The sequence below is a fragment of the Wenzhouxiangella sp. AB-CW3 genome (assembly GCF_014725735.1).
Lineage (GTDB): Bacteria > Pseudomonadota > Gammaproteobacteria > Xanthomonadales > Wenzhouxiangellaceae > Wenzhouxiangella.
Genome location: NZ_CP061368.1, coordinates 812,838 through 832,225 on the forward strand (window position 1 = coordinate 812,838; position 19,388 = coordinate 832,225).

15 protein-coding genes are annotated in these 19,388 nt (G+C 60.2%); 7 read left to right on the plus strand and 8 right to left on the minus strand.

Features of this window, described 5'->3' with window-relative positions:
• Complete coding sequence (locus IC757_RS03450) at window positions 1-1,953, minus strand: serine hydrolase domain-containing protein (protein WP_190975999.1); 1,953 nt, start codon at window positions 1,951-1,953, stop codon at window positions 1-3.
• Between the two features lie 138 nt (window positions 1,954-2,091).
• Here IC757_RS03450 and IC757_RS03455 point away from each other — a divergent pair, with 138 nt between their 5' ends.
• On the plus strand, window positions 2,092-2,967 hold the full coding sequence (locus IC757_RS03455; protein ID WP_190976000.1) for an alpha/beta fold hydrolase: 876 nt from the start codon (window positions 2,092-2,094) through the stop codon (window positions 2,965-2,967).
• 58 nt (window positions 2,968-3,025) lie between these two features.
• On the opposite strand, the gene IC757_RS03460 is transcribed toward IC757_RS03455, so the two are convergent.
• The 3 genes from IC757_RS03460 to IC757_RS03470 form a co-directional block, all read right to left on the minus strand.
• On the minus strand, window positions 3,026-3,925 hold the full coding sequence (locus IC757_RS03460; RefSeq protein WP_190976001.1) for a TraB/GumN family protein: 900 nt from the start codon (window positions 3,923-3,925) through the stop codon (window positions 3,026-3,028).
• A gap of 133 nt (window positions 3,926-4,058) precedes the next feature.
• A complete protein-coding gene (locus IC757_RS03465; protein ID WP_190976002.1) occupies window positions 4,059-5,255 on the minus strand; it encodes an ABC transporter permease in 1,197 nt (398 codons plus the stop codon).
• Window positions 5,252-6,172 (minus strand): ABC transporter ATP-binding protein, encoded by a 921-nt coding sequence (locus IC757_RS03470; RefSeq protein ID WP_190976003.1) that lies wholly within the window; start codon window positions 6,170-6,172, stop codon window positions 5,252-5,254. The genes IC757_RS03465 and IC757_RS03470 overlap by 4 nt, the downstream gene beginning before the upstream one ends.
• Window positions 6,173-6,595: 423 nt before the next feature.
• Here IC757_RS03470 and IC757_RS03475 point away from each other — a divergent pair, with 423 nt between their 5' ends.
• Entirely contained in the window at window positions 6,596-7,906 is a 1,311-nt protein-coding gene (locus IC757_RS03475) for a hypothetical protein (protein WP_223846237.1), read from the plus strand.
• Between the two features lie 80 nt (window positions 7,907-7,986).
• Here IC757_RS03475 and IC757_RS03480 read toward each other — a convergent pair whose 3' ends face one another.
• From IC757_RS03480 to IC757_RS03490, 3 genes are read right to left on the minus strand one after another with little or no spacing between them, the layout of a single operon-like run.
• A complete protein-coding gene (locus IC757_RS03480) occupies window positions 7,987-8,589 on the minus strand; it encodes a response regulator transcription factor (RefSeq protein WP_190976005.1) in 603 nt (200 codons plus the stop codon).
• Complete coding sequence (locus IC757_RS03485) at window positions 8,586-9,704, minus strand: sensor histidine kinase (protein WP_190976006.1); 1,119 nt, start codon at window positions 9,702-9,704, stop codon at window positions 8,586-8,588. Before IC757_RS03485 ends, IC757_RS03480 begins: the two co-directional genes overlap by 4 nt.
• 3 nt (window positions 9,705-9,707) lie before the next feature.
• Complete coding sequence (locus IC757_RS03490; RefSeq protein ID WP_190976007.1) at window positions 9,708-9,872, minus strand: hypothetical protein; 165 nt, start codon at window positions 9,870-9,872, stop codon at window positions 9,708-9,710.
• Between the two features lie 205 nt (window positions 9,873-10,077).
• Between IC757_RS03490 and IC757_RS03495 the strand changes: the two genes are divergently transcribed.
• Window positions 10,078-10,809 (plus strand): tetratricopeptide repeat protein, encoded by a 732-nt coding sequence (locus IC757_RS03495; protein WP_190976008.1) that lies wholly within the window; start codon window positions 10,078-10,080, stop codon window positions 10,807-10,809.
• Between the two features lie 26 nt (window positions 10,810-10,835).
• Here the strand turns inward: IC757_RS03495 and IC757_RS03500 are convergent, their stop codons facing one another.
• Window positions 10,836-12,203 carry a serine hydrolase domain-containing protein gene (locus IC757_RS03500; RefSeq protein ID WP_190976009.1) on the minus strand — a complete coding sequence of 456 codons (1,368 nt, stop codon included), beginning with the start codon at window positions 12,201-12,203 and terminating at the stop codon, window positions 10,836-10,838.
• 174 nt (window positions 12,204-12,377) lie between these two features.
• Here IC757_RS03500 and IC757_RS03505 point away from each other — a divergent pair, with 174 nt between their 5' ends.
• The 4 genes from IC757_RS03505 (at window position 12,378) to IC757_RS03520 (ending at window position 18,672) form a co-directional block, all read left to right on the plus strand.
• The gene (locus IC757_RS03505; protein WP_190976010.1) at window positions 12,378-13,343 is read left to right on the plus strand and encodes an ATP-binding cassette domain-containing protein; all 966 of its coding nucleotides are present in this window, start codon (window positions 12,378-12,380) and stop codon (window positions 13,341-13,343) included.
• A 23-nt stretch (window positions 13,344-13,366) separates the two neighbouring features.
• Window positions 13,367-14,125 (plus strand): ABC transporter permease, encoded by a 759-nt coding sequence (locus IC757_RS03510; RefSeq protein WP_190976924.1) that lies wholly within the window; start codon window positions 13,367-13,369, stop codon window positions 14,123-14,125.
• Window positions 14,126-14,204: 79 nt separating this feature from the next.
• On the plus strand, window positions 14,205-15,083 hold the full coding sequence (locus IC757_RS03515) for an ABC transporter ATP-binding protein (RefSeq protein ID WP_190976011.1): 879 nt from the start codon (window positions 14,205-14,207) through the stop codon (window positions 15,081-15,083).
• A gap of 10 nt (window positions 15,084-15,093) precedes the next feature.
• Complete coding sequence (locus IC757_RS03520; RefSeq protein WP_190976012.1) at window positions 15,094-18,672, plus strand: ABC transporter permease/M1 family aminopeptidase; 3,579 nt, start codon at window positions 15,094-15,096, stop codon at window positions 18,670-18,672.
• Window positions 18,673-19,388 lie beyond the last annotated feature (716 nt).

A 19,388-nucleotide genomic window follows, 5' to 3' on the forward strand; every position in this document is an offset into this window, starting at 1 on the left:
TCAGATCACCGGCCCGCCAATGATTCTCCATTGCCACAGCATGAAGGCCAGAAACGCCGTGGCCAGCATAAACAGCCCGAAATGCAATCGCCGCAGCAAGCCCCAGTTTGAACCCGACCAGGCCGGCCATTGGGCCAGCATCATCAACAGAGCAGCCCCCGCCACTGCCCAGCCGGCGTAGTGAGTGACAAACATCGCCGGCGACGGATAGAAATCGGGCATGCGGCCGATATCGAAGTCACCCAGGGTGATGATCAGGGCCACGACAGAGCCAATAAACACCGTCACCGTCACCACGCCCACCAGCACGCCGGCACCGGCGATCCGTGCGGCAAAGCCGCTGTTCACACCTCGACCGAAGTTTCGCCAAGCGCCCAACGCTGATGTCAGGGTGAGAATGCCGGCCAGGCCCAGCGCCAGAAAAAACGTGTTCGGGTTGCCCAGCCAGCCGACGCGCTCGGCCGTGTGCACACCCATGTCATCGGCCAGGGCCGCAACCCGGCCCCGTTCATCGCGCACGAAAGCCACGCGCTGCCCGCGAGCCGACTCGAAGACGTCATCGGTCACACGCCTCAGGACACTGGATTCGCCGGCCGCATCAATCCGGATGGTGTCGGCCGTGAGCGGTGTGACCTGCATGCTGTTCATCAGCCCGAAGACCGCGGCAAAGCTGGAGAATACACGTCGGTTGTTCAGGTAGGTGCCCGCCAGTTCGGCCAGTTCTCCGGCTTCCTCTTCGTCGGCGCTGGCCTTGACCGGCCGCCAATGATGATCGATGACCCGGTCGATGATCAGGTCGGCAAGGTGCATGAACGGCGCGGGGGTGTGCGCACTGTTGTAGGAGTAGAAGATGCCCAGTCCCAGTTCGGGCACCAGCACCATCTGGGTCAGATATCCGGCCGTGCCTCCGCCATGGCCCAGGGCGCGCACCGAGCGGTAAGGGCGGTCCTGAAAGCCGTGCGCCAGATCGGCCGCCTGGGGGCGGTCGTCAAAACCACGTGTCCACATGCGCTGGTGGGTATCGCTGTCGAGCAGACGGGTGCCGTCGAGCTCCCCGGCATTGAGATGAAGGCGCATCCAGCGCGCCATGTCGGTGGCGGTGGATACCATGCCGCCGGCCGGCCAGTAGGCGCCGATCTGCATGTAATGCTGCAGGTCGAATGCCCCCTGCCTGTGACGATAGGCGATGGCCAGTCGATCCCGGGTGGCGGCGTCCATTTTCTCGGGTGGCTGCCAGTGCGTATCGTGCATGCCCAGGGGGTCGAGTATCTCGGCGCGCAAAAACTCCCCGTAGGGCATGCCGCTGACATCCTCCACGATCTGGGCGGCCAGTGCCGACCCCCAGTTGGAATAGATGGTGCGCGTACCGGGGGCGAAGACCCGCTTGGGGTGGTGGGTCTCAAGCAGTTCGGCCAGACTGCGGGGGTCATCGTCGCTTACGGCAAACAACTGCATGCTGTCTTCGAACCCGGCGCGGTGATGCATCAGGTCGCGCAGCGTGACCGGAGCATCGAAGGCCTCGTCGACCTCGATATCGACCAGGTACTGGTTGACGTCGGTATCCAGGTCGAGCAGGCCGCGCTCGAACAGCATCATGACCGCTGTCCAGGTGAAAGTCTTCGACACCGAGCCGATTCGAAACAGCGTTTCGTCGGGTACCACCGGACGGCCCGAGTCGATATCGGCCAGTCCGTATCCCTTTTGCAGCACCGGCTGGTCGTTGTGAACGACCGACATGGTCAGGGCCGGCAATGCCTTGTCGCGCTCGATGGATGCGATCACGCCGCGAATATAGTCTTCGAGCACGGCGGTATCGAGGAAATCGTCGACTGGCGGTGTTTTACCGACAAACTCGGCCGGCACCATGACAAACTCGTCCGGCCCATCCTCGGCGGCACACCAGGTCGACAGCAGCAGGGCCAGCAAAAAGGCTGGAACTCGGATGGCTTTCATTTCTCTCTCCCGATATACGGTGGATGCCTGATGCTCCGAATACTACACTAGCCCACGATGGGTCAAAAGCGGCGCCTATACTGGCAGCCGTGGAATTCGTGTAAAGTGGATAGACTTGGCGACTAACGGGAGTAGCTGATGAAAACCCTGATTTCAGGCCTGATCACCGTATTGCTGGCTTTTGTGTTGACGGCCCTGGCTGGCCAGAGTATGGCCTCGTGGCCAAAGATCACCGAGTCGGCCGATGGCGTGCCCATTTCTTTCGAAGTCATCGGTGAGGGAGAGCCAACGTTGGTCTTCGTGCATGGCTGGAGTTGCGATGGACGATACTGGCGCGAACAGGTTGAGCATTTCGCCGCCAACCATCGCCTGGTACTGGTCGATCTGGCCGGTCATGGACATTCAGGAACGGCTCGTGAGGACTACACCATGGAGGCATTCGGCCAGGATGTTTACTCCGTGGTCGAAGCCATAGGTGCCGATGAAGTGATTCTGATCGGTCACTCCATGGGTGGCCCGGTCAGCGCAAATGCTGCCCGCCTGATGCCTGAAAGCGTTCTGGGCATTGTCGGTGTTGATACCTTCCAGAGCGTGGCCGGATTCGGCAGCCGGGAGGAAATCGAGCAGATGCTGGCGCCGCTGCACGCCGATTTCGTGTCGGGCGCGCGGGAGTTTGTGGCTGGCATGTTCGGCCCGGGTACCGACACCCGCTTGCGGGACTGGGTGGTGGCCGATATGTCCGCGGCGCCGCCGTCAGTAGCAATCAGCGCCATGGAAAACATGATGGAAGCCTACCTGCAAGGTGAGGTCAAGGCGCTTTTCGAGCAACTGGAGTTGCCCGTGTGGGCGATCAATGCGGATTTCTGGCCGACCGACGTTGAGACCAACCGGCAATACATGCACAGTTTCGAGATCAAGGTGATGGAAGAGGTCGATCACTTTCTGCACATGGGCCGGCCGGATGCCTTCAATAGCAAGCTGGAACAGGTTCTGGAAGTACTGATCAATCCCTGAAGCCAGTGCGGGCCGGCCTGACTGGACCGGCCCGCATGGCTGGAATCATGCAGGCGTACTACTGCCCGGTCGTGGTGACCGGAGTCACCGTGTAGCCGGCTTCGCGCAGCAGATTGATCACGCCTTTCTCTCCGGACAGGTGTCCTGCACCCACGGCATAGAACACGCTGCCAGCGCCCGACTTTTCTTCCATGACGGGAATCCAGGCCTGGTTTCTTTTGTCCAGCAGTACATCGCCGTACTCCTGCCAGAACTCATCGTCGTTGATCAACTGGTAGATCCCTTCGATATCCTGATCCACGTAAAGCCGGCTCATGTGACGGAACTCTTCGCGGCCGGCTTCCGGGTCGAGAATGACCGAAACCAGCTCCTCGACTTGCTGATCAAGGGGGATGTCATCGAACAGGCCGAACTGAAACTCGACGGTTTCCAGGGCCTTGATGTTGATCCCCTGCGCCATGGCCTTCTGCATCAGGTGAAGGTCATGGGATTGCAGGGCCTGTTCGCACTCGGCAATGGCGGTAATGGCCATGGTGGCCAGCAGGATGGGTTGCATGTTGCCGAAATGATCCAGTCCGGCCCCAAAATGGCTGCTCAGGAAATCGTCCACGGTTTCCCTGGCTTCCTCGCTATCGATATAGTCGGCGATGTTCTTGCCTTCCGGCAGCTGGGCCAGTTGCATCATCTGCTGTTGCACGGCACTGTCGGACATGTCGATTTCCAGTGCCAGGGCGTCGCTGGCCTGCAGGCTTTCCACGGCCTCGTCGGGCACCAGGAAGTCTTCCCCGCACATCAGGTGATGGGTGCCGTACAGCCAGGATGTCCCGGCCAGGTTCTCGCCTTCTATTTTCCAAAGCAGTGAGGCATCCTGTGCGAGGGCGGGTACCGCAACGGCCGTGGAAAAGAGGCCATAAAGCAGCCAGGCGGTCAGGTTTCTTGTTGTGAATCGGGTGTTCATGAGCGATTGTTCCTCAGGTCTGTTGAAGTCACTTTCATTTGCAGGCGGGCCGGATGCTGGATGCCGGATGCGCGTTCCAGCATGTCCCCAGATGGCCGGGTATGCACTGAGGGGCAAGATGCAGGGCGCGGGTTCATGGCCTGCCGCGCCGGACCCAGTACAGCATCTCACGAAGCCCCGGTTCCTTTCCATACATCATCATGCCAGCGGCGAATATGCGGCCGGCGGCAATTCGCAGCAGCCAGGCGGCCCCGGCCAGTGTCACCACCGCAAGCAGAATCTCCCACCAGGCCACTTCGGTCAACACCATGCGCGCCGGCAGCACCGCGGACGAAGTCAGCGGGAAAATCCCCAGGATCTTCATCAGCAGGTTGTCCGGGTTGACCAGCGCAAAAAAGGCAAAGCCCACCGGCACCATGGGCAGCATCATCCAGCCGGACTTCTGTGACGTATTGGGGTCGTCGATGACCGCGGCGATGGCGGCCAGGAAGGCATTCCACATCAGTATGCCGAGCAAGGCCATGACAATGAATACGGCCAGCATGGGCAGGTCGATCAGGGCCAGCACTTCGCCCAGCGGCATGCCCAGCCAGGTCAGTACCGCGGTGACGACCAGGCCCAGCAGTCCGTAATAGACGACGTACGCCAGGCCAATGCCGCTGATACCCAGTATCTTGCCGTCCATCCAGGTTTGCGGCGATATGGCCGAGATTACCTGTTCGGTAATGCGCTGCTGCTTCTCGGCAGTAATCGCCGTGAACTGGTAGGCAAAGCCCATGAACACCGCCATGACCACCAGCAATACGGCAATACCGGCCACCACCTTGTCCACCCGGCTTGCCCTGCTTTCGACCAGGTAGCGGGATTCCACTTCGAAGCCGCGGTTGAGCAGGGCGTAGGTTTCATCCGAGATATCCAACTGTTCGAGAAGGAAGTCGGTGCGTACCTGGGCCAGGAACTCGTTGAGCACCACTTGCCATGGACGCTCGCCGGTGGTCATCAACTGCCCCTGGTCGGCTGAATCAACGATAAGTACCCCGTCAATATCGCCAGCCTCCAGTTGCTGCTGGAGCGTGTCAATGTCCTGATCCGAGGCGTCGATGAAGCTTAGCCGCTCGCTGACCAGGGCAGCCGGTGCGAACTCGCCGTAGTCTTGCACGGCAATGTCGGGCACGGATACGGCATCGCGTCCCATGACCAGCCCGACCAGACCGCCGATCACGCCCATGATCAGAAAGAACAGAGTGCCCTTGATCAGATCGGAAAGCTTGAAGAAGCGATTGAACTCCCAGTGCGTGACCAACCAGGTCAGATTTACGGTGCGATTCATCCTCTGTTCTCCTGCCGGTCGAAGCTCTCCACGAAAATCTCGTGCAGGCTGGGTGTGGCCGTGGCCAGGTGGGTGACTTCGCCGGCCTGGCAAAGCCCCTGCAGGGCATCGTTGAGCTGGGCGTCCGGGTCCAGAAATACTTCCCACTGGCCTGATTCATTGCGGTGGCAGGCACTGATGCCGGGAGTGTCTTCCAGTGTTTCGGGGTCCACTTCGGCGCCGTATTCGACCACCAGCTTGCGGCTCGAAACCGTGGCGGCCCGAATCTCGGAGAGCGTGCCACTGACTCGTTCACGCCCATGGTCGATCAGCAGGATCCGGTCGGCAATGCGCTCGATCAGTTGCAGTTGATGCGCACTGAGCAGCAGGGTGGTGCCCTGGTCGCGCAGCTCGCGAATCCAGGCGCACATGCGCTCCTGGTTGATCGGATCCAGTCCGCTGAAAGGCTCGTCCAGTACGGCAAATCGCGGCCGGTGCAGAACGGCGGCAATGAACTGTACCTTCTGTTGATTGCCCTTGGAAAGCGCCGAGACCTTCTCCTCGGCGCGGTCGGCCAGATCGGTGCGCTCCAGCCATTCCAGGGCACGCGCCCTGGCCTGATCCGCCGGGCAGCCCCGCAATGCGGCCAGGTACAACAGGGACTTGAGCACCGTGGCATCCTGGTACAGGCCGCGTTCCTCGGGCAGGTAGCCGAGCTGGCTGCGCTCGACCTGGTCGTTCTCCCGCAGCTCCGGGTGATACTCGATGCGGCCGCTGTCAGGCACCATCAGTTGCATGATCATGCGCACGCTGGTGGTCTTGCCGGCCCCGTTGGGGCCGAGCAGGGCGAATATTTCGCCCGGCTCAATGGCAAACGACAGGGCGTCGACGGCCTGAACCGTGGCAAATTGTTTGCAGACGTCGTGAAAACGGATCATGGTCGGTCAGATTAAGGGATCAGTCGCGAATGATAGCCGGCCTGTCCAGGGCGTGCATGTGACATTCGTCAGGAGGTGACTCCAAGTGCCTGTTTTTTTTCCGTCACTTCCATACGTCTCGATGCGCCGGTAACGAGCGTATTCAGGAGCCAAGCGTCCGTGTCAGCGGTTGCTGTACAGTATGGATAGTGAGTGCTAAACTGTGATCAGCATAGCGTTTTTCTTCCTTTGAGGGCGACCGGCAAAAATCCGAAGGATTAGGTCGCCTGTCATTGCAAGAACCTGTGCAGTGGTGAAGATTCCGTATCGGCTACTGCCTTGAATCATCTGCGGTCAAGCGAAATTTGGGAGGTTAGTTCCGTGAAAGCAAGAATGTGCTGTAAGACTCGGTCAGGATTTGGAACCAAAAGGCTGGCTACCCCGGTGGCATTGGTCGTATTACTTTGTTCGCTGTTGCTTGCCAGCGGTGCCGTGGCGCAAGGTGCACCAGCGCCGGGGCCCGGTGAAGGCGACTTCAGGGTCCAGAATTATGCGACCGGCACCGGCAATGGGAATTTTGTCTACCGAGGTTACCTGTTCCGGCCTTCACGTGATGTGGTCGTTACTGGAATGTGGGGTGGGTTTGGTCCAAATTGCTCGGAATTCGGTGGTGCTATTTTCGAGGCTACCCTGACGGGCGGCGGTACAAGTGATGTGCCCGAGTTCGAGATTGGTGACGTCGTGCGCGAGGTTCGCTTCGAGGATGGGGTCGGCAACACACCGGAATTCAGAGAGTTCGACTCATCGGCCACGCTGAGTGATGACAGCTACTACGTGATTGCCCAGGGTCGTATTGCAGGTGGCTCCGGCTGCCATTTCAATACCGATTCGCTGGATTTCCAGAACCTCTTGATTGGTAGCCCCATCCTTGCTGAGTGGTTCCCGCAAGAAGATGCTCAGTACAACATCGGGGGCACCGGAGAGCCCGAAGGTCGGGTTGGCCAGACCGTCGGCTTTACCGATAACATCCGAATACTGGTCGGCTTTCGTTACGAGACCGATTCGGTCGCGGCTGACCTGACGGACGTGCAGACAACCGCTTTCCAGCTCGCCGGCTCCAACAACGTGGTGGTCAGCGGTAACCTCAGCGACAGCGGGTTACAGGATCCAGATGAAGAATTGACCCTGTACTTCGAATTTGCCGATAACGATTCGTTCGATAACGCCACCCTGGTGCCGGCACAGCCGTTCACGGTGACCGGGCCGCAGACCGACGTGCCGTTTGGCGCGACTCTTGAGGATCTTGATGACGGCGTGCAGTATTGGGTTCGCGCTGTAGCCATCAATGAAGCCGGTCGAGTCGATGCCAATCCCCTGAGCTTCACGGTTGGAAGTATGGATGAAGGCTTCGAGGTTACTACATCGGTGGTGACAGTGGACGATGCCTCGGGCACGGTCACGCCGCAGACGCGTGCCGTGGCTGAGAATGAAACCACGACGTTTGGTGTTTTCCCGGCATCCGGATCCGAGGTTTCCGATATCAGCTCGACCTGTGGAACGGGAAGCCTGGTTGGAAATACCTACACCACCGCCGAGGTGACCGAGCCTTGCAGCGTTGAATTCACCTTTGCCCCAATGCAGGAGATCGAGCCTGTGGCGGTGCCTGTGCTGGGCCGAAACGGGTTCTTGTGGTTGCTGATTGCATTGACCTTCATGCTGGGTGTCGTGATGTTGCGCGCCCGCGTCAAGGCCTGATAGCCAACGGAAAAAGTCCCGCCCGCTTGAGCCTGCGCGGGCGGGACTCACTCCCTGTCACAGCACAGCCAACTTCCCCCCTACAGCCAGCCGTTCTGCCGGGCAATCCTGGCGGCCTCTACGCGATTGCTTGCCTGCAGCTTGCCGATGGCTTCTGAAAGATAGTTGCGCACGGTCCCCTCGGATAGATGCAGTTTTCCGGCAATGGCTGAACTGCTCAGGCCCTCGGCGGCCAGGCGCAGGGTGTCGCGTTCGCGGCTGGTCAGGGGGCTTTCGGCGGCCCATGCTTCGGCGGCCAGTTCCGGGGCAATTTCGCGACCGCCGCGGTAGACATTGCGAATGGCGCGCGCCAGATCCTCGGCGGGCGTATCCTTGAGCAGGTATCCCCGCACTCCCGCTTCCAGTGCCCGCCTGAGGTAGCCCGGCCGGGCAAAGGTGGTCACGATAATCACGTGCACGTCCGGCTGACGGCCGCGGACCCACTCGGCGAGGTCCAGTCCACTCATTTCGGGCATTTCGATGTCGGTAAGGACGACATCGGGCGGGTCGGACTCGATCAGTCGGCGTGCTTCCAGGCCGTTGGCGGCACGCCCGGTGACCTGAAGATCGGGCTCCATGTCGAGTAGTGCGGCCAGGGCACCCAGCACCATGGCCTGGTCTTCGGCCACCAGCACACGAATCATGCTGCCTGTTCCTCGCATTCATCGGGCACCCAGGCGACCAGGGTGCAACCTGGGTCGCTGTTCAGCTCCAGGCGCCCGCCGATGTCGGCCAGGCGCTCGCGCATGCCCTGTATGCCGTTGCCCTCCTCGGGCGTGCAGCCACGGCCGTCGTCGCACACGCGCATGGTCCAGCCCGCCTGCTCTTGCTCGAACTCGACCCGCCCGTGCTCGGCGCCGGAATGGCGAATGATGTTGGTGACGGCCTCGCGCAACACCATGGCCAGAACCCGGCCGGCGTGACCGGGTATTTCCGGTGGCTCGTCGATCTGGGCGGAAATGTCGGCGGATTCCAGCGTCAGGCGTGTGGCTGCAAGTTCGGCAGCCAATTCCGGCGCGCGCCAGCCCGAAACCGCCTCGCGCACCTGGGAAAGCGCCTGTCGTCCGACCGACTCCACTTCGGCCATTTCGGTGCCGGCGCGTTCCGGGTCGGTGGACACCAGGCGCCTGGCCAGTTCGGTCTTGCGCACCATCACCGAAAGCGTGTGACCCAGCAAATCATGCAGATCGCGGGCAATGCGCTCGCGTTCGGCCTTGCCGGCCAGCCGCCGGACCTCCTGCTGGCTGAGCTTGATCTCGGCATTCTTGCGATTGAGTTCATTGAAATAGATATTGCTCACTCCCACCATCAGCGGAATCAGCAGGCCCATGAGAAAGAAGGGCAGGGGCAGGGAGTGAACCCAGAACACCACAAGCACCGCCGCCACAACGCCCACTACACTGATCAGGCCGGCCCTTGGTGAGCCATATCCGGGAGAATAGGCGGCTGCATAAATCGCATAGGTGAACGCCGACGGGTTGAACGGCGTGACCACCGCGCACAGCCCGACCATCGGAACCACCCCGCATAACAGCTTCCACCCGGTCAGCCGGAAGGACCAGAAATACAGGGGTATGAACAAGGCCATGCTGATCAGGGTGGCCCACCAGAAACCCGGTTCGACCTCACCCAGTGTGAGCGGGAAGAACAGGAACCCGAGATAGATCAGCCAGGCATAGGGAAGACGCCCGACTTCGTCATCATCGGGCAGCAGCAGCCGATCGATTCGCAGCAGTATCGCTTTCAGGCGTCGGGTCATTGACTATTCCAGTCGCACATCAGCCAGATCAAAGGCAAAGGAACCGGCTTGCGGGCCGGTAACGAAGGCGAAGGCTATGCCGGTGACAGCATCGACGTCGACCCCGTCGAAGTCATCAAGCGAGAGGGCCACTTCCTGCCGGTCATTATCCGTATCAAACTGTTGCATTTGCTGGAGTAGTATCCGAAATATCGGGGCTAACTTCCAGCTATTGTGTAACCATTCTGAGCCATTTCGGTTAACGCCGACAGTCACAAGGATCAGGCAGTTGGTATGACAAGTGTCATATCCAATCAATGACTGTCGATACTGAACCTGGAAAGTTCACCGGAGTATCGTGTGTCATTGAAACTTGTAGCTCGATAGGTAAACCATGGCATTCGAAATGCTCTCCGAATCTTCGCGTCAGACCATACGTGTCGTCGTGACGGTCTTGCTGTTGGCGGCGGCGGGAAACTACAGTGACATCATGGATCAGTTCCATCTCGCCTGCCTGGAGAACCGGCTCAGCGATGCCCGAGAAATTCGTACCCGGCTGCCCGATGTGAAGGCCGACCAGCAGGCTCTGGCCGATTATCGTCTGGCCTCCCTGTATATGGAGCAGGGTCGTGACGACGACGCCCGTGAGGCCCTGGATCGTGGCCTGGAGCAAATCACGGACTGGCTGGACCGGCATCCTGACGATGCCAGGGGGCTGGCCATTCAGGCAGCCATAAAGGGTCAACTCGCCGGCACCGGAATGATCATGGGCATGCGCATGGGGCCGCGCGCGAACAGAAGCATGGAGCGCGCAATGGAAATCGATCCCGACAATCCCGCCAACTGGCTACTGGATGCAATGGGCACGTTGTTCAAGCCGAGCATGTTCGGCGGTGGCACCGAGCCCGCGCTTCAACGTCTGGATCGTGCCATCGAGCTGTACGAGGCGGATGCGGGAGCACCTGTCGACCGTTGGGGTTTGCCGATAGCCCTTTACTTTCGTGCCCGCGTCCATCTTGAGAGGGGCCGGCCGGAGGCGGTTCGCGATGATCTGGATCGGGCCCTGCATCTCGTTCCCGAGTATCATGCTGCCCGGCAGCTTCGCGATAACTTCCCGGCGCCGTGAGCGACAGGTCACGACCACCCAGTTGACTATCTCTCCTCGGCCAGATTCCCCAGCAGTTCGATAAACTCGGGAAAGGGGTCGGTCTCGGGGTTGTAGGCCTCAGAGTCGGCAATCAGGCGGGCACCAACGATGCGTTCATCGAGGCGAACTCCCAGCCATTGGCCGCGGTGCCCGGCGTGGGAGATGCCGACAACTTCCTCGTCCTCGTGCTCCAGAAACCAGATCAGCCCCATATGCTGCGACAGTTCGCTGGCCGGCTGAAAGCTTCGATCCAGGAAATCGGCATCGATCAGTACTTCGCCCTGCCACTGTCCCCGGTCCAACGCAAGCTGGCCAAGACGGGCCAGGTCGCCGGCGCGCAGATGCAATCCGGCCATACCCTGAGGGTTGCCGGCCGGGTCGGTGTCCCAACTGAAGTCTTCGATGCCGAGTTTCCCGAACAGATCATCGGCCAGAAACTCCTCCAGGGAGGCGTCAACGAGTTGGCCGACAATGCCGCCGAGCAGATTGGTGGCATTGTTGCTGTAGATCACCCGGGTGCCAGGCTCGGTTTCCAGTGGCGCATCAAGCGCGAACTGCACGAAATCATCGCTCTGGTAGATGGGTATTGCCGGCTGGCCCCGATGCAGTCCGGAGGTGTGGGCCAGCAGGTGGCGCAGGGTGATGGTCGAGCGCTGCTCGTCGTCCTGCCACTGCGGGTAGAACTCATGCACGGGCACATCCACCGAATCCAGCAGTCCCAAATGCATCAGACGACCGATCACCAGGTGCATGACCGCCTTGGTGACCGACATGGTTTGCACGGGCACCGGTTCCTCGCCGCGATACCATTCACCGACCAGCTCGCCATCATGCATCAGTGCCAGGGCGGTGGTGAAGCTTGCATCGGCGGCTGCCAGCAGTTGATCAAGTGCATCGCGGTTGACCGATTCCTTCGCGGGTCCGGTACGCACCAGCTCAAGACGCTCACCGCGTAGCTTTGCAATCCGCTCGTCCAGTTTGCCGATCATGCTTTCGGCCTGGGCGCTGCCATCACGGGCCAGACGCGTTGTTGCTGTCTGGCCGGCTGGCAAACGCAGGCTGCCATGGATTTCGTTGTCGCCGACTTCCCCCTTGAGTACAACAGCATCCTGCATCGCCGTGACCCTGATGGTTCCGTCCTTGTATTGGGCCGATTCGGCCGGAACCCGGACTCCGCCTTCATCGATCAGCACAAAGACCGCTTGCAGGGAATCGCCGTCAGCCGATATCTCTACATCGTAGCGCATCGACGCGATGTCACCCTCGGTCATGCCCAGCCAGTGTCCAACGGCGGGATGCTGATCGGCGTATGCGGGAAATGCAGCAGAGCCCATGCAAAGCAGGACTATTCCCAAAGTGATCTTTGCTTTCATGACGCCACTCCTTCGAACTCGCAGCCACCATACCATCGACGCTGGCGGTATCTCATCTGCCAGAAGTCAGGGTATGCCGGGCAGGCTCAGGGTGATGACTTCTGTCACTCCTGAAAGCCTGCTCGGTTAGAGTACGCTCTACCGTAGTTGATTCCACACTAGGTTCCTAAACTGATGGACTATGCCATTGAAGCCAGCGGTCTGGTCAAGCGTTTCGGTGAAACGCTGGCTGTTGATGGTGTCGACCTTGCCGTGGCGCCCGGTCAGGTCCTGGGCCTGTTGGGGCCGAACGGGGCCGGCAAAACCACCACGGTGCGCATGTTGGCCACTCTGACCCGTCCTGATGCCGGGCAGGCCACCGTGGGTGGCTGCGATATCTTCAGTCAGGCGCATGAAGTGCGGGGGCGCATCGGGCTGACCGGGCAGTTTGCTTCGGTCGATCATCGATTGACGGGTTTCGAGAACCTGTTTCTGATTGCCCGTCTTCTGGGGCAGACACGCGCCGATGCACGGCAGGTATCCAACAAGCTACTCGACCAGTTCGAACTGACCGAAGCGGCCGCCCGGCCGGTAGGGGGATATTCCGGGGGCATGCGTCGTCGGCTCGATCTGGCTGCCAGCTTGGTCGGCAATCCGCGCATCCTGTTTCTGGATGAACCGACCACGGGTCTTGATCCCAGGGCGCGTCGACAGCTCTGGGAGTTGATCGGTCAGAGGGTGGGCGATGGCACCACCGTGTTGCTCACTACCCAGTATCTTGAAGAAGCCGATGCCTTGGCCGACGAGATCCTGGTGATCGACCATGGTCGGGTCATTGCGCGCGGCAGTCCCGATGAACTCAAGCAGGAGATTGGTGCTCGCACACTGGACATCCGGCCGGCGCAAAGGGCCGACCTGGATGCCGTGGCTGGCATTCTCACGGAACTGACCGGGGTCGAACCCAAGCGGCAGGGTGGGCGGCTGAGCGTCCCGGCGACCGACCGTAGCCTGTTGCCCGAGCTCGTTCGCAACCTGGAAGCCCGGGGCATCGAGCCTGCCGAACTGCAATTGCGATCAGCCAGCCTCGACGAGGTCTTTCTGGCGCTCACTGGCGAGCAGGCCGACTCTGGAGACGATCAACAGCAGGAGAAATCACCATGATGCCATCCGGCGGACCCGGGCTGGTGCGCGGGCTGGAACAGACCTTCAGTCTGGCCTGGCGCGCCATCGTTCAACTGCGCCGCAATCCCTGGGAGTTGGGCGACTACAGTTTCCAGCCCGTGCTGTTTCTTTTGCTGTTTGTCTATATTTTCGGTGGCGCCATTTCCGGGTCCATCGACGAGGCACTGACCTGGATGCTACCCGGCATCATTGTCATGAACATGATGTTCGTGACCGTGTATGTCGGGCACGGCCTCAATACCGATCTGACCGGTGGCTACTTCGATCGCCTGCGTGCACTGCCGGTAGCTCGCTGGGCACCGCTGGCCGGCCGCATCACTGCCGACCTGGTCAAGCAGGGTTGGTCAATTGCGCTGCTGTTGGGTCTGGGCTGGCTGATGGGTTTTCGCATGGAGAATCCGGCCTGGGGGCTGGCAGTCATGGTCGTGCTGGTATTGATCTTCGCGCTGGCCTTCTCCTGGGTGTCTGTGCTGGTCGGGGTCATCGCCCGTGATCCGGAGCATGTGCATCTGTTCGGTTTTACCGCCTTGTTTCCGATTACCTTCGTCAGCAACGTATTTGTGCCCGTAGAGACCCTGCCGCCCTGGTTACAGGGCATTGTCATGGCCAATCCGGTATCGATACTGACCGATGCCTGTCGTGGCCTGCTGCTGGGTGGGCCCTGGGTACAGTCGGCCCTGATCATCCTGGCCTGGGCGATTGGTTTGACCCTGGTCTTCATGCCCTTGTCGCTGCGCGCACTCAGAAGACGACTGCAATGATCGTGACTTCTGGCGCATGTGGCAGGCCCGGAAAGCGGATAACTTACCGACCAGTTCCATTCACTACCGAGGGAAGACCGTGCTGGTCATCGACAATTTGAGCAAGACCTACGACAACGGCGTACAGGCACTGGATGATGTAAGCCTGACCATTCCGCCAGGCATGTTCGGGCTTCTGGGTCCCAATGGTGCCGGCAAGTCCACGCTGATGCGGACCATCGCAACACTGCAGCCGGCAGATCGCGGCTCTATTCATTTTGATGGCATTGATGTCAGCAAGGAGCCGGATCGGATCCGATCACAACTGGGCTATCTGCCCCAGGATTTCAATGTCTATCCACGTATCAGTGCAGAAGACCTGCTGGACCATCTTGCATTGCTCAAGGGCATGGACGACCGAAGTCAGCGACGCCAGGTGGTCGAAACCCTGCTGGTTCAGACCAATCTCCACGAACATCGCAAGAAGCATGTAGCCAGCTTCTCCGGTGGCATGCGTCAGCGCTTCGGCATTGCCCAGGCACTGATTGGCGACCCCAGCCTGCTGATCGTGGATGAGCCCACGGCCGGCCTGGATCCGGAAGAGCGCAACCGCTTTCACAACCTGCTCGCCGAAATCGGCTCCGACAAGGTCATACTGCTCTCGACCCATATTGTCGATGACGTTGCTGATCTGTGCCCGCAGATGGCGGTCATCGCCGATGGTCGGATTCAACTGACCGGCGCGCCCTCCGAGCTGATTCATTCCCTGGAAGGAAGGATCTGGTGCCGTCGTGTCGATCGTGCCGATGTCGAATCGGCCAGTGAGGACATGCCCGTCATATCCACGCGATTGCAGGCGGGAAAAACGGTGATCCACGTGCTGTCCGAGCATGCGCCTGGGCCCGAGTTCGAAGCCGTGCCACCGGATCTCGAAGATGTCTACTTCTCAACCCTGTTCCGCGTCAAGCTGGCAGCCTGAAGGAGCTGACATGTTCATCAAACTGGCCCGCACCGAATGGCGCTATCTGCGCCGTCAGCCATCGTTCTTCGTCACATTGCTGGTGTTCTTCCTGCTGACCTTTCTGGCCACCGTGGTCGATCAGGTGCAGATCGGAGGCCCCGGCCCGAATGTATTGATCAACGGCCCCTGGAATATCGCTATGACCCAGCTCATTCTGAGTCTTTTTGCGATGTTCCTGGTTGCCAACTTCATCGGCAACACGGCCACGCGCGACTGGTCGAGCCAGATGGAAGGCATTGTTTTCAGCACACCGCTCAAGCCGGCAGCCTATCTGTGGGGTCGCTTTGCCGGGTCGTGGGCCGTGGTCATGCTCGTGTTCGCCACCGTACCCCTGGCTATCTGGTTCGGCAGCCTTATGCCCTGGGTCGACAGCGAGCGCTTCGGGCCAACCGTACTGAGCTACTACCTGTGGCCATACGTCTACCTGGTTATGCCGTCCCTGCTGTTTTGTGCCGCTCTGTTCTATGCGCTGGCCATTGCCACCCGATCGATGATGGCCATGTACCTGGGAGTGGTCGGCTTCTTCATTTTGTACCTGAGCTCACAGGGCTTGCTGTCCGACCCCCAGTATCGCGATGTGGCCGCCTTGCTGGATCCGTTCGGGATTGGTGCATTTGCATCGGTCACCCGCTACTGGACCACCATAGAGCTCAATACCATGATGCCGGCCATGGAAGGCGTGCTGCTGCACAATCGCCTGCTGTGGCTGGGTGTGACCGCGGTATTGATTGGCCTGACCCACTGGCTGATCGACCTGCGCCGCCCGCGGAAGAGTCGCGGCAAGCCCGCGCGCCGCGAGACAGCGCCGACCATAGATCCACTCAATGCCCGAATACGGCCCAATCCGAACCCGGGCATGTCTACCAGTCTCTGGCAGTTGTGGCTCAGAAGTCGCTTCGAGATGAGCCAGATCGTCAGATCCTGGCCATTTATCATCCTGCTGTTGCTGACCGTATTCCAGTTCAGCAACCTGCTCATGTACGACCCCAATAGCTGGTATGGCACCAACCCATGGCCGATCACGCGCTACATGGTTGACTATATCGGCTGGTCGTTCGACCTGATCATGCTGATCATCATTGCCTACTACACGGCCGAGGTGGTCTGGCGCGAACGGCAGTCGGGTATGGGTGACATTGTCGACAGTCTGCCTACACCCGACTGGGTGCTCTTTGTTTCCAAGCTCATGGGCTTGTATCTGGTTATCTTTGCCCTGCTGGCTCTGGGTGTGGTTCTTGCCTCGCTATACCAGGCCAGCCAGGGCTTTTTTGAATTCGAAATGGCCCAGTATTTGGTGCGTATCAGCGCGTATACGGCCCTTCCGTTCATGTTGATCGCCGTGCTCGCGGTTCTGCTGCAGGTTGTCAGCCCCAACAAGTTCGTCGGCATCGGCCTGTTTGTGCTCTTCATCATCACCACCCTGATCTTCCATGGCATCGGGCTGGAACACAGCGCATTCAACTTCGGCAGTTCGCCGATGGCCACCTATTCGGACATCAATCAGTACGGGCCTTTTGCGCAGACACAGTTCTGGTACATGCTCTACTGGGCCGCATTGACCCTGGTGCTTGCCGTGCTCAGTCATGGTTTGTGGCAACGAGGCCCGGAAAGCGCCCTCCGCTATCGGCTGCGTCACCTGCCCAGCCGTCTTGGTCCATACAGCAAGGGCCTGGCGGGCACTGGGCTGCTGGTGTTTGCCGCCAGCGGGGCTTGGATAGCCTATAACACTGCCATGCTCAATGAATCAGTCACCAGCAGGGCGCAGCTTGACCTTCAGGCTGACTACGAGCAGACCTATCGTCCGCATGAAGAATTGCCGGTGCCGGCAATCGCCTCGGTGTTCCTGGAGGTGGATATCGAGCCGGAAACCCGTCGCTTGAGCGCCAGTGGTCATTACCAGCTCAAGAACCGGGGTGATGAACCCATCGATCGTTTTCTGCTGATGCTTCCACCGCATGTTTCGCGGGCCAGCGCGGTCAGTCTGGAAGTGGAGCAGGGTCGAGAATCAGATCGTGACGAAACCCATGGCGCGGTCTGGGTCGAGTTCGATTCACCCATGGCGCCAGGGGAGCAACGGCGGCTTGAGTTCAATGTCGATCGAATCAACCAGGGTTTTGCTGATCGTGGCCGTGATCTCAGAGTGGTGCGCAACGGCACATTTATCAACAATTTTGAATTGCTGCCCATGCCTGGCTACCAGTCCAGCATGGAAATCAGCGACCGTCACGAAAGACGCAAGCGCGACCTGCCGCCGCCACGGCGCATGAATGACCTGGACGACGATCGTCACCATGCAGGCAATTACCTCACGCCGCATACCGACTTCATCGACTTCGAGGCCATCATCTCGACACATCCCGACCAGGTTGCACTGGCTCCCGGGTACATCGAGCGCGAATGGACGGAGAATGGCCGTCGATACTTCCACTACAAGATGGATGCGCCCATACTCAGTTTCTTCAATATCATGTCGGCCGATCTGGCCTTGACCGAAGACGAGCATGACGGTGTGGCGATCAAGATCTACCACCATCCGGACCATGCCTTCAATGTCGAACGCATGATTGAGTCGGTCCGCGACTCCCTGGACTATTTCAGTCGTGAGTTCAGCCCATACCAGCATCGCCAGGTGCGTATCATCGAATTCCCGGGCTACAGCCGGTTTGCACAGGCCTTTCCCAACACCATTCCATACTCCGAGGATATCGGCTTCATTGCCGACCTGCGCGACCCGGATGACATCGACTACGTCTACTACGTCACCGCGCATGAAGTTGCACACCAGTGGTGGGCACACCAGGTGGTCGGGGCCAATGTTCAGGGCGCCGAAGTGCTTTCGGAATCGCTGTCCCAGTACTCGGCCCTGATGGTGCTGGAGGAAAACTATGGCCCCGCCCATCTACGGCGGTTCCTGAAGTATGAACTGGACAACTACCTTCGCGGTCGTGCCGGAGAAGCACTGGAAGAGCAGCCACTCAAGCGCAGTGAAAGCCAGCCCTACATTCACTATCAGAAGGGCTCCCTGGTCATGTATGCCTTGCGCGACCGCATGGGCGAAGAAGCGGTCAATCGGGCTTTGCGGCAGCTGATTGACGACTACGCTTTCCGTAGTGACCTCTACCCGACCACCCGCGACCTGATCGCAGCCCTGCGGGCCGAAGCAGACGAAGACGCCCAGCAGCTGATCACGGACCTGTTCGAGCGCATCGTGCTGTTCGAGCTCAGAACCGAATCAGGCGAGGTCGAGGAACGCGAGGATGGCCGGTTCGACGTGACACTGACCATCCAGGCCCGCAAACTCGAAGCCGACGGGCAGGGTGAAGAAACTGAACAACCACTGGACGAATGGTTTGATATCGGCTTGTTCACCGCTCACCCCGACGACATCGAAAGCGACAGCGACGTGCTGTACTTCCAGCGTCACCGACTGACCGATGGTGAAAACATCATCCGCATCACGGTCGATGAGCACCCAAGTCATGCTGGAGTGGACCCGTACGTAAAGATGATCAACCGCTTCTCGGACGAAAACGTCACCCGGTTGTAAATCGAACGGGACTGCCAACGACAAGTTGCGAGGCCCCGGATAATCCCTTCGGGATTTCCGGGGCGACGAGTCAGTAGGCCGGGGTTGCACCCCCGGGCGCACTAGCGTCACTCCACCCCCCCCCACACCGTCGTCCCGGAATTGCCGAAGGCAATATCCGGGACCCCGCACCTATCCAAAAGCACGGCCATGCTATCTGCGCCGTGCGAGGCCCCGGATAATCCCTTCGGGATTTCCGGGGCGACGAGTCAGTAGGCCGGGGTTGCATCCCCGGCGCACTAGCATCAGCCCACTCCACCGTCGTCCCGGAATCGCCAGCGGCAATATCCGGGACCCCGCACCTATCCAATAGCACGGCCGCGCTATCCGCGCCGTGCGAGGCCCCGGATAATCCCTTCGGGATTTCCGGGGCGACGAGTCAGTAGGCCGGGGTTGCACCCCCGGCGCACTAGCGTCACTCCACCCCCCCACACCGTCGTCCCGGAATTGCCGAAGGCAAATATCCGGGACCCCGCACCTATCCAATAGCACGGCCGCGCTATCCCCGCCGTGCGAGGCCCCGGATAATCCCTTCGGGATTTCCGGGGCGACGAGTCAGTAGGCCGGGGTTGCACCCCCGGCGCACTAGCGTCACTCCACCCCCCCACACCGTCGTCCCGGAATTGCCGAAGGCAAATATCCGGGACCCCGCACCTATCCAATAGCACGGCCGCGCT

Excerpts from the sequence above, each read along its gene's own strand:
- IC757_RS03450 (WP_190975999.1), bottom strand. The coding sequence starts at position 1,953 with ATGAAAGCCATCCGAGTTCCAGCCTTTTTGCTGGCCCTGCTGCTGTCG.
- IC757_RS03455 (WP_190976000.1), top strand. The coding sequence starts at position 2,092 with ATGAAAACCCTGATTTCAGGCCTGATCACCGTATTGCTGGCTTTTGTG.
- IC757_RS03460 (WP_190976001.1), bottom strand. The coding sequence starts at position 3,925 with ATGAACACCCGATTCACAACAAGAAACCTGACCGCCTGGCTGCTTTAT.
- IC757_RS03465 (WP_190976002.1), bottom strand. The coding sequence starts at position 5,255 with ATGAATCGCACCGTAAATCTGACCTGGTTGGTCACGCACTGGGAGTTC.
- IC757_RS03470 (WP_190976003.1), bottom strand. The coding sequence starts at position 6,172 with ATGATCCGTTTTCACGACGTCTGCAAACAATTTGCCACGGTTCAGGCC.
- IC757_RS03480 (WP_190976005.1), bottom strand. The coding sequence starts at position 8,589 with ATGATTCGTGTGCTGGTGGCCGAAGACCAGGCCATGGTGCTGGGTGCC.
- IC757_RS03485 (WP_190976006.1), bottom strand. The coding sequence starts at position 9,704 with ATGACCCGACGCCTGAAAGCGATACTGCTGCGAATCGATCGGCTGCTG.
- IC757_RS03490 (WP_190976007.1), bottom strand. The coding sequence starts at position 9,872 with ATGCAACAGTTTGATACGGATAATGACCGGCAGGAAGTGGCCCTCTCG.
- IC757_RS03495 (WP_190976008.1), top strand. The coding sequence starts at position 10,078 with ATGGCATTCGAAATGCTCTCCGAATCTTCGCGTCAGACCATACGTGTC.
- IC757_RS03500 (WP_190976009.1), bottom strand. The coding sequence starts at position 12,203 with ATGAAAGCAAAGATCACTTTGGGAATAGTCCTGCTTTGCATGGGCTCT.
- IC757_RS03505 (WP_190976010.1), top strand. The coding sequence starts at position 12,378 with ATGGACTATGCCATTGAAGCCAGCGGTCTGGTCAAGCGTTTCGGTGAA.
- IC757_RS03520 (WP_190976012.1), top strand. The coding sequence starts at position 15,094 with ATGTTCATCAAACTGGCCCGCACCGAATGGCGCTATCTGCGCCGTCAG.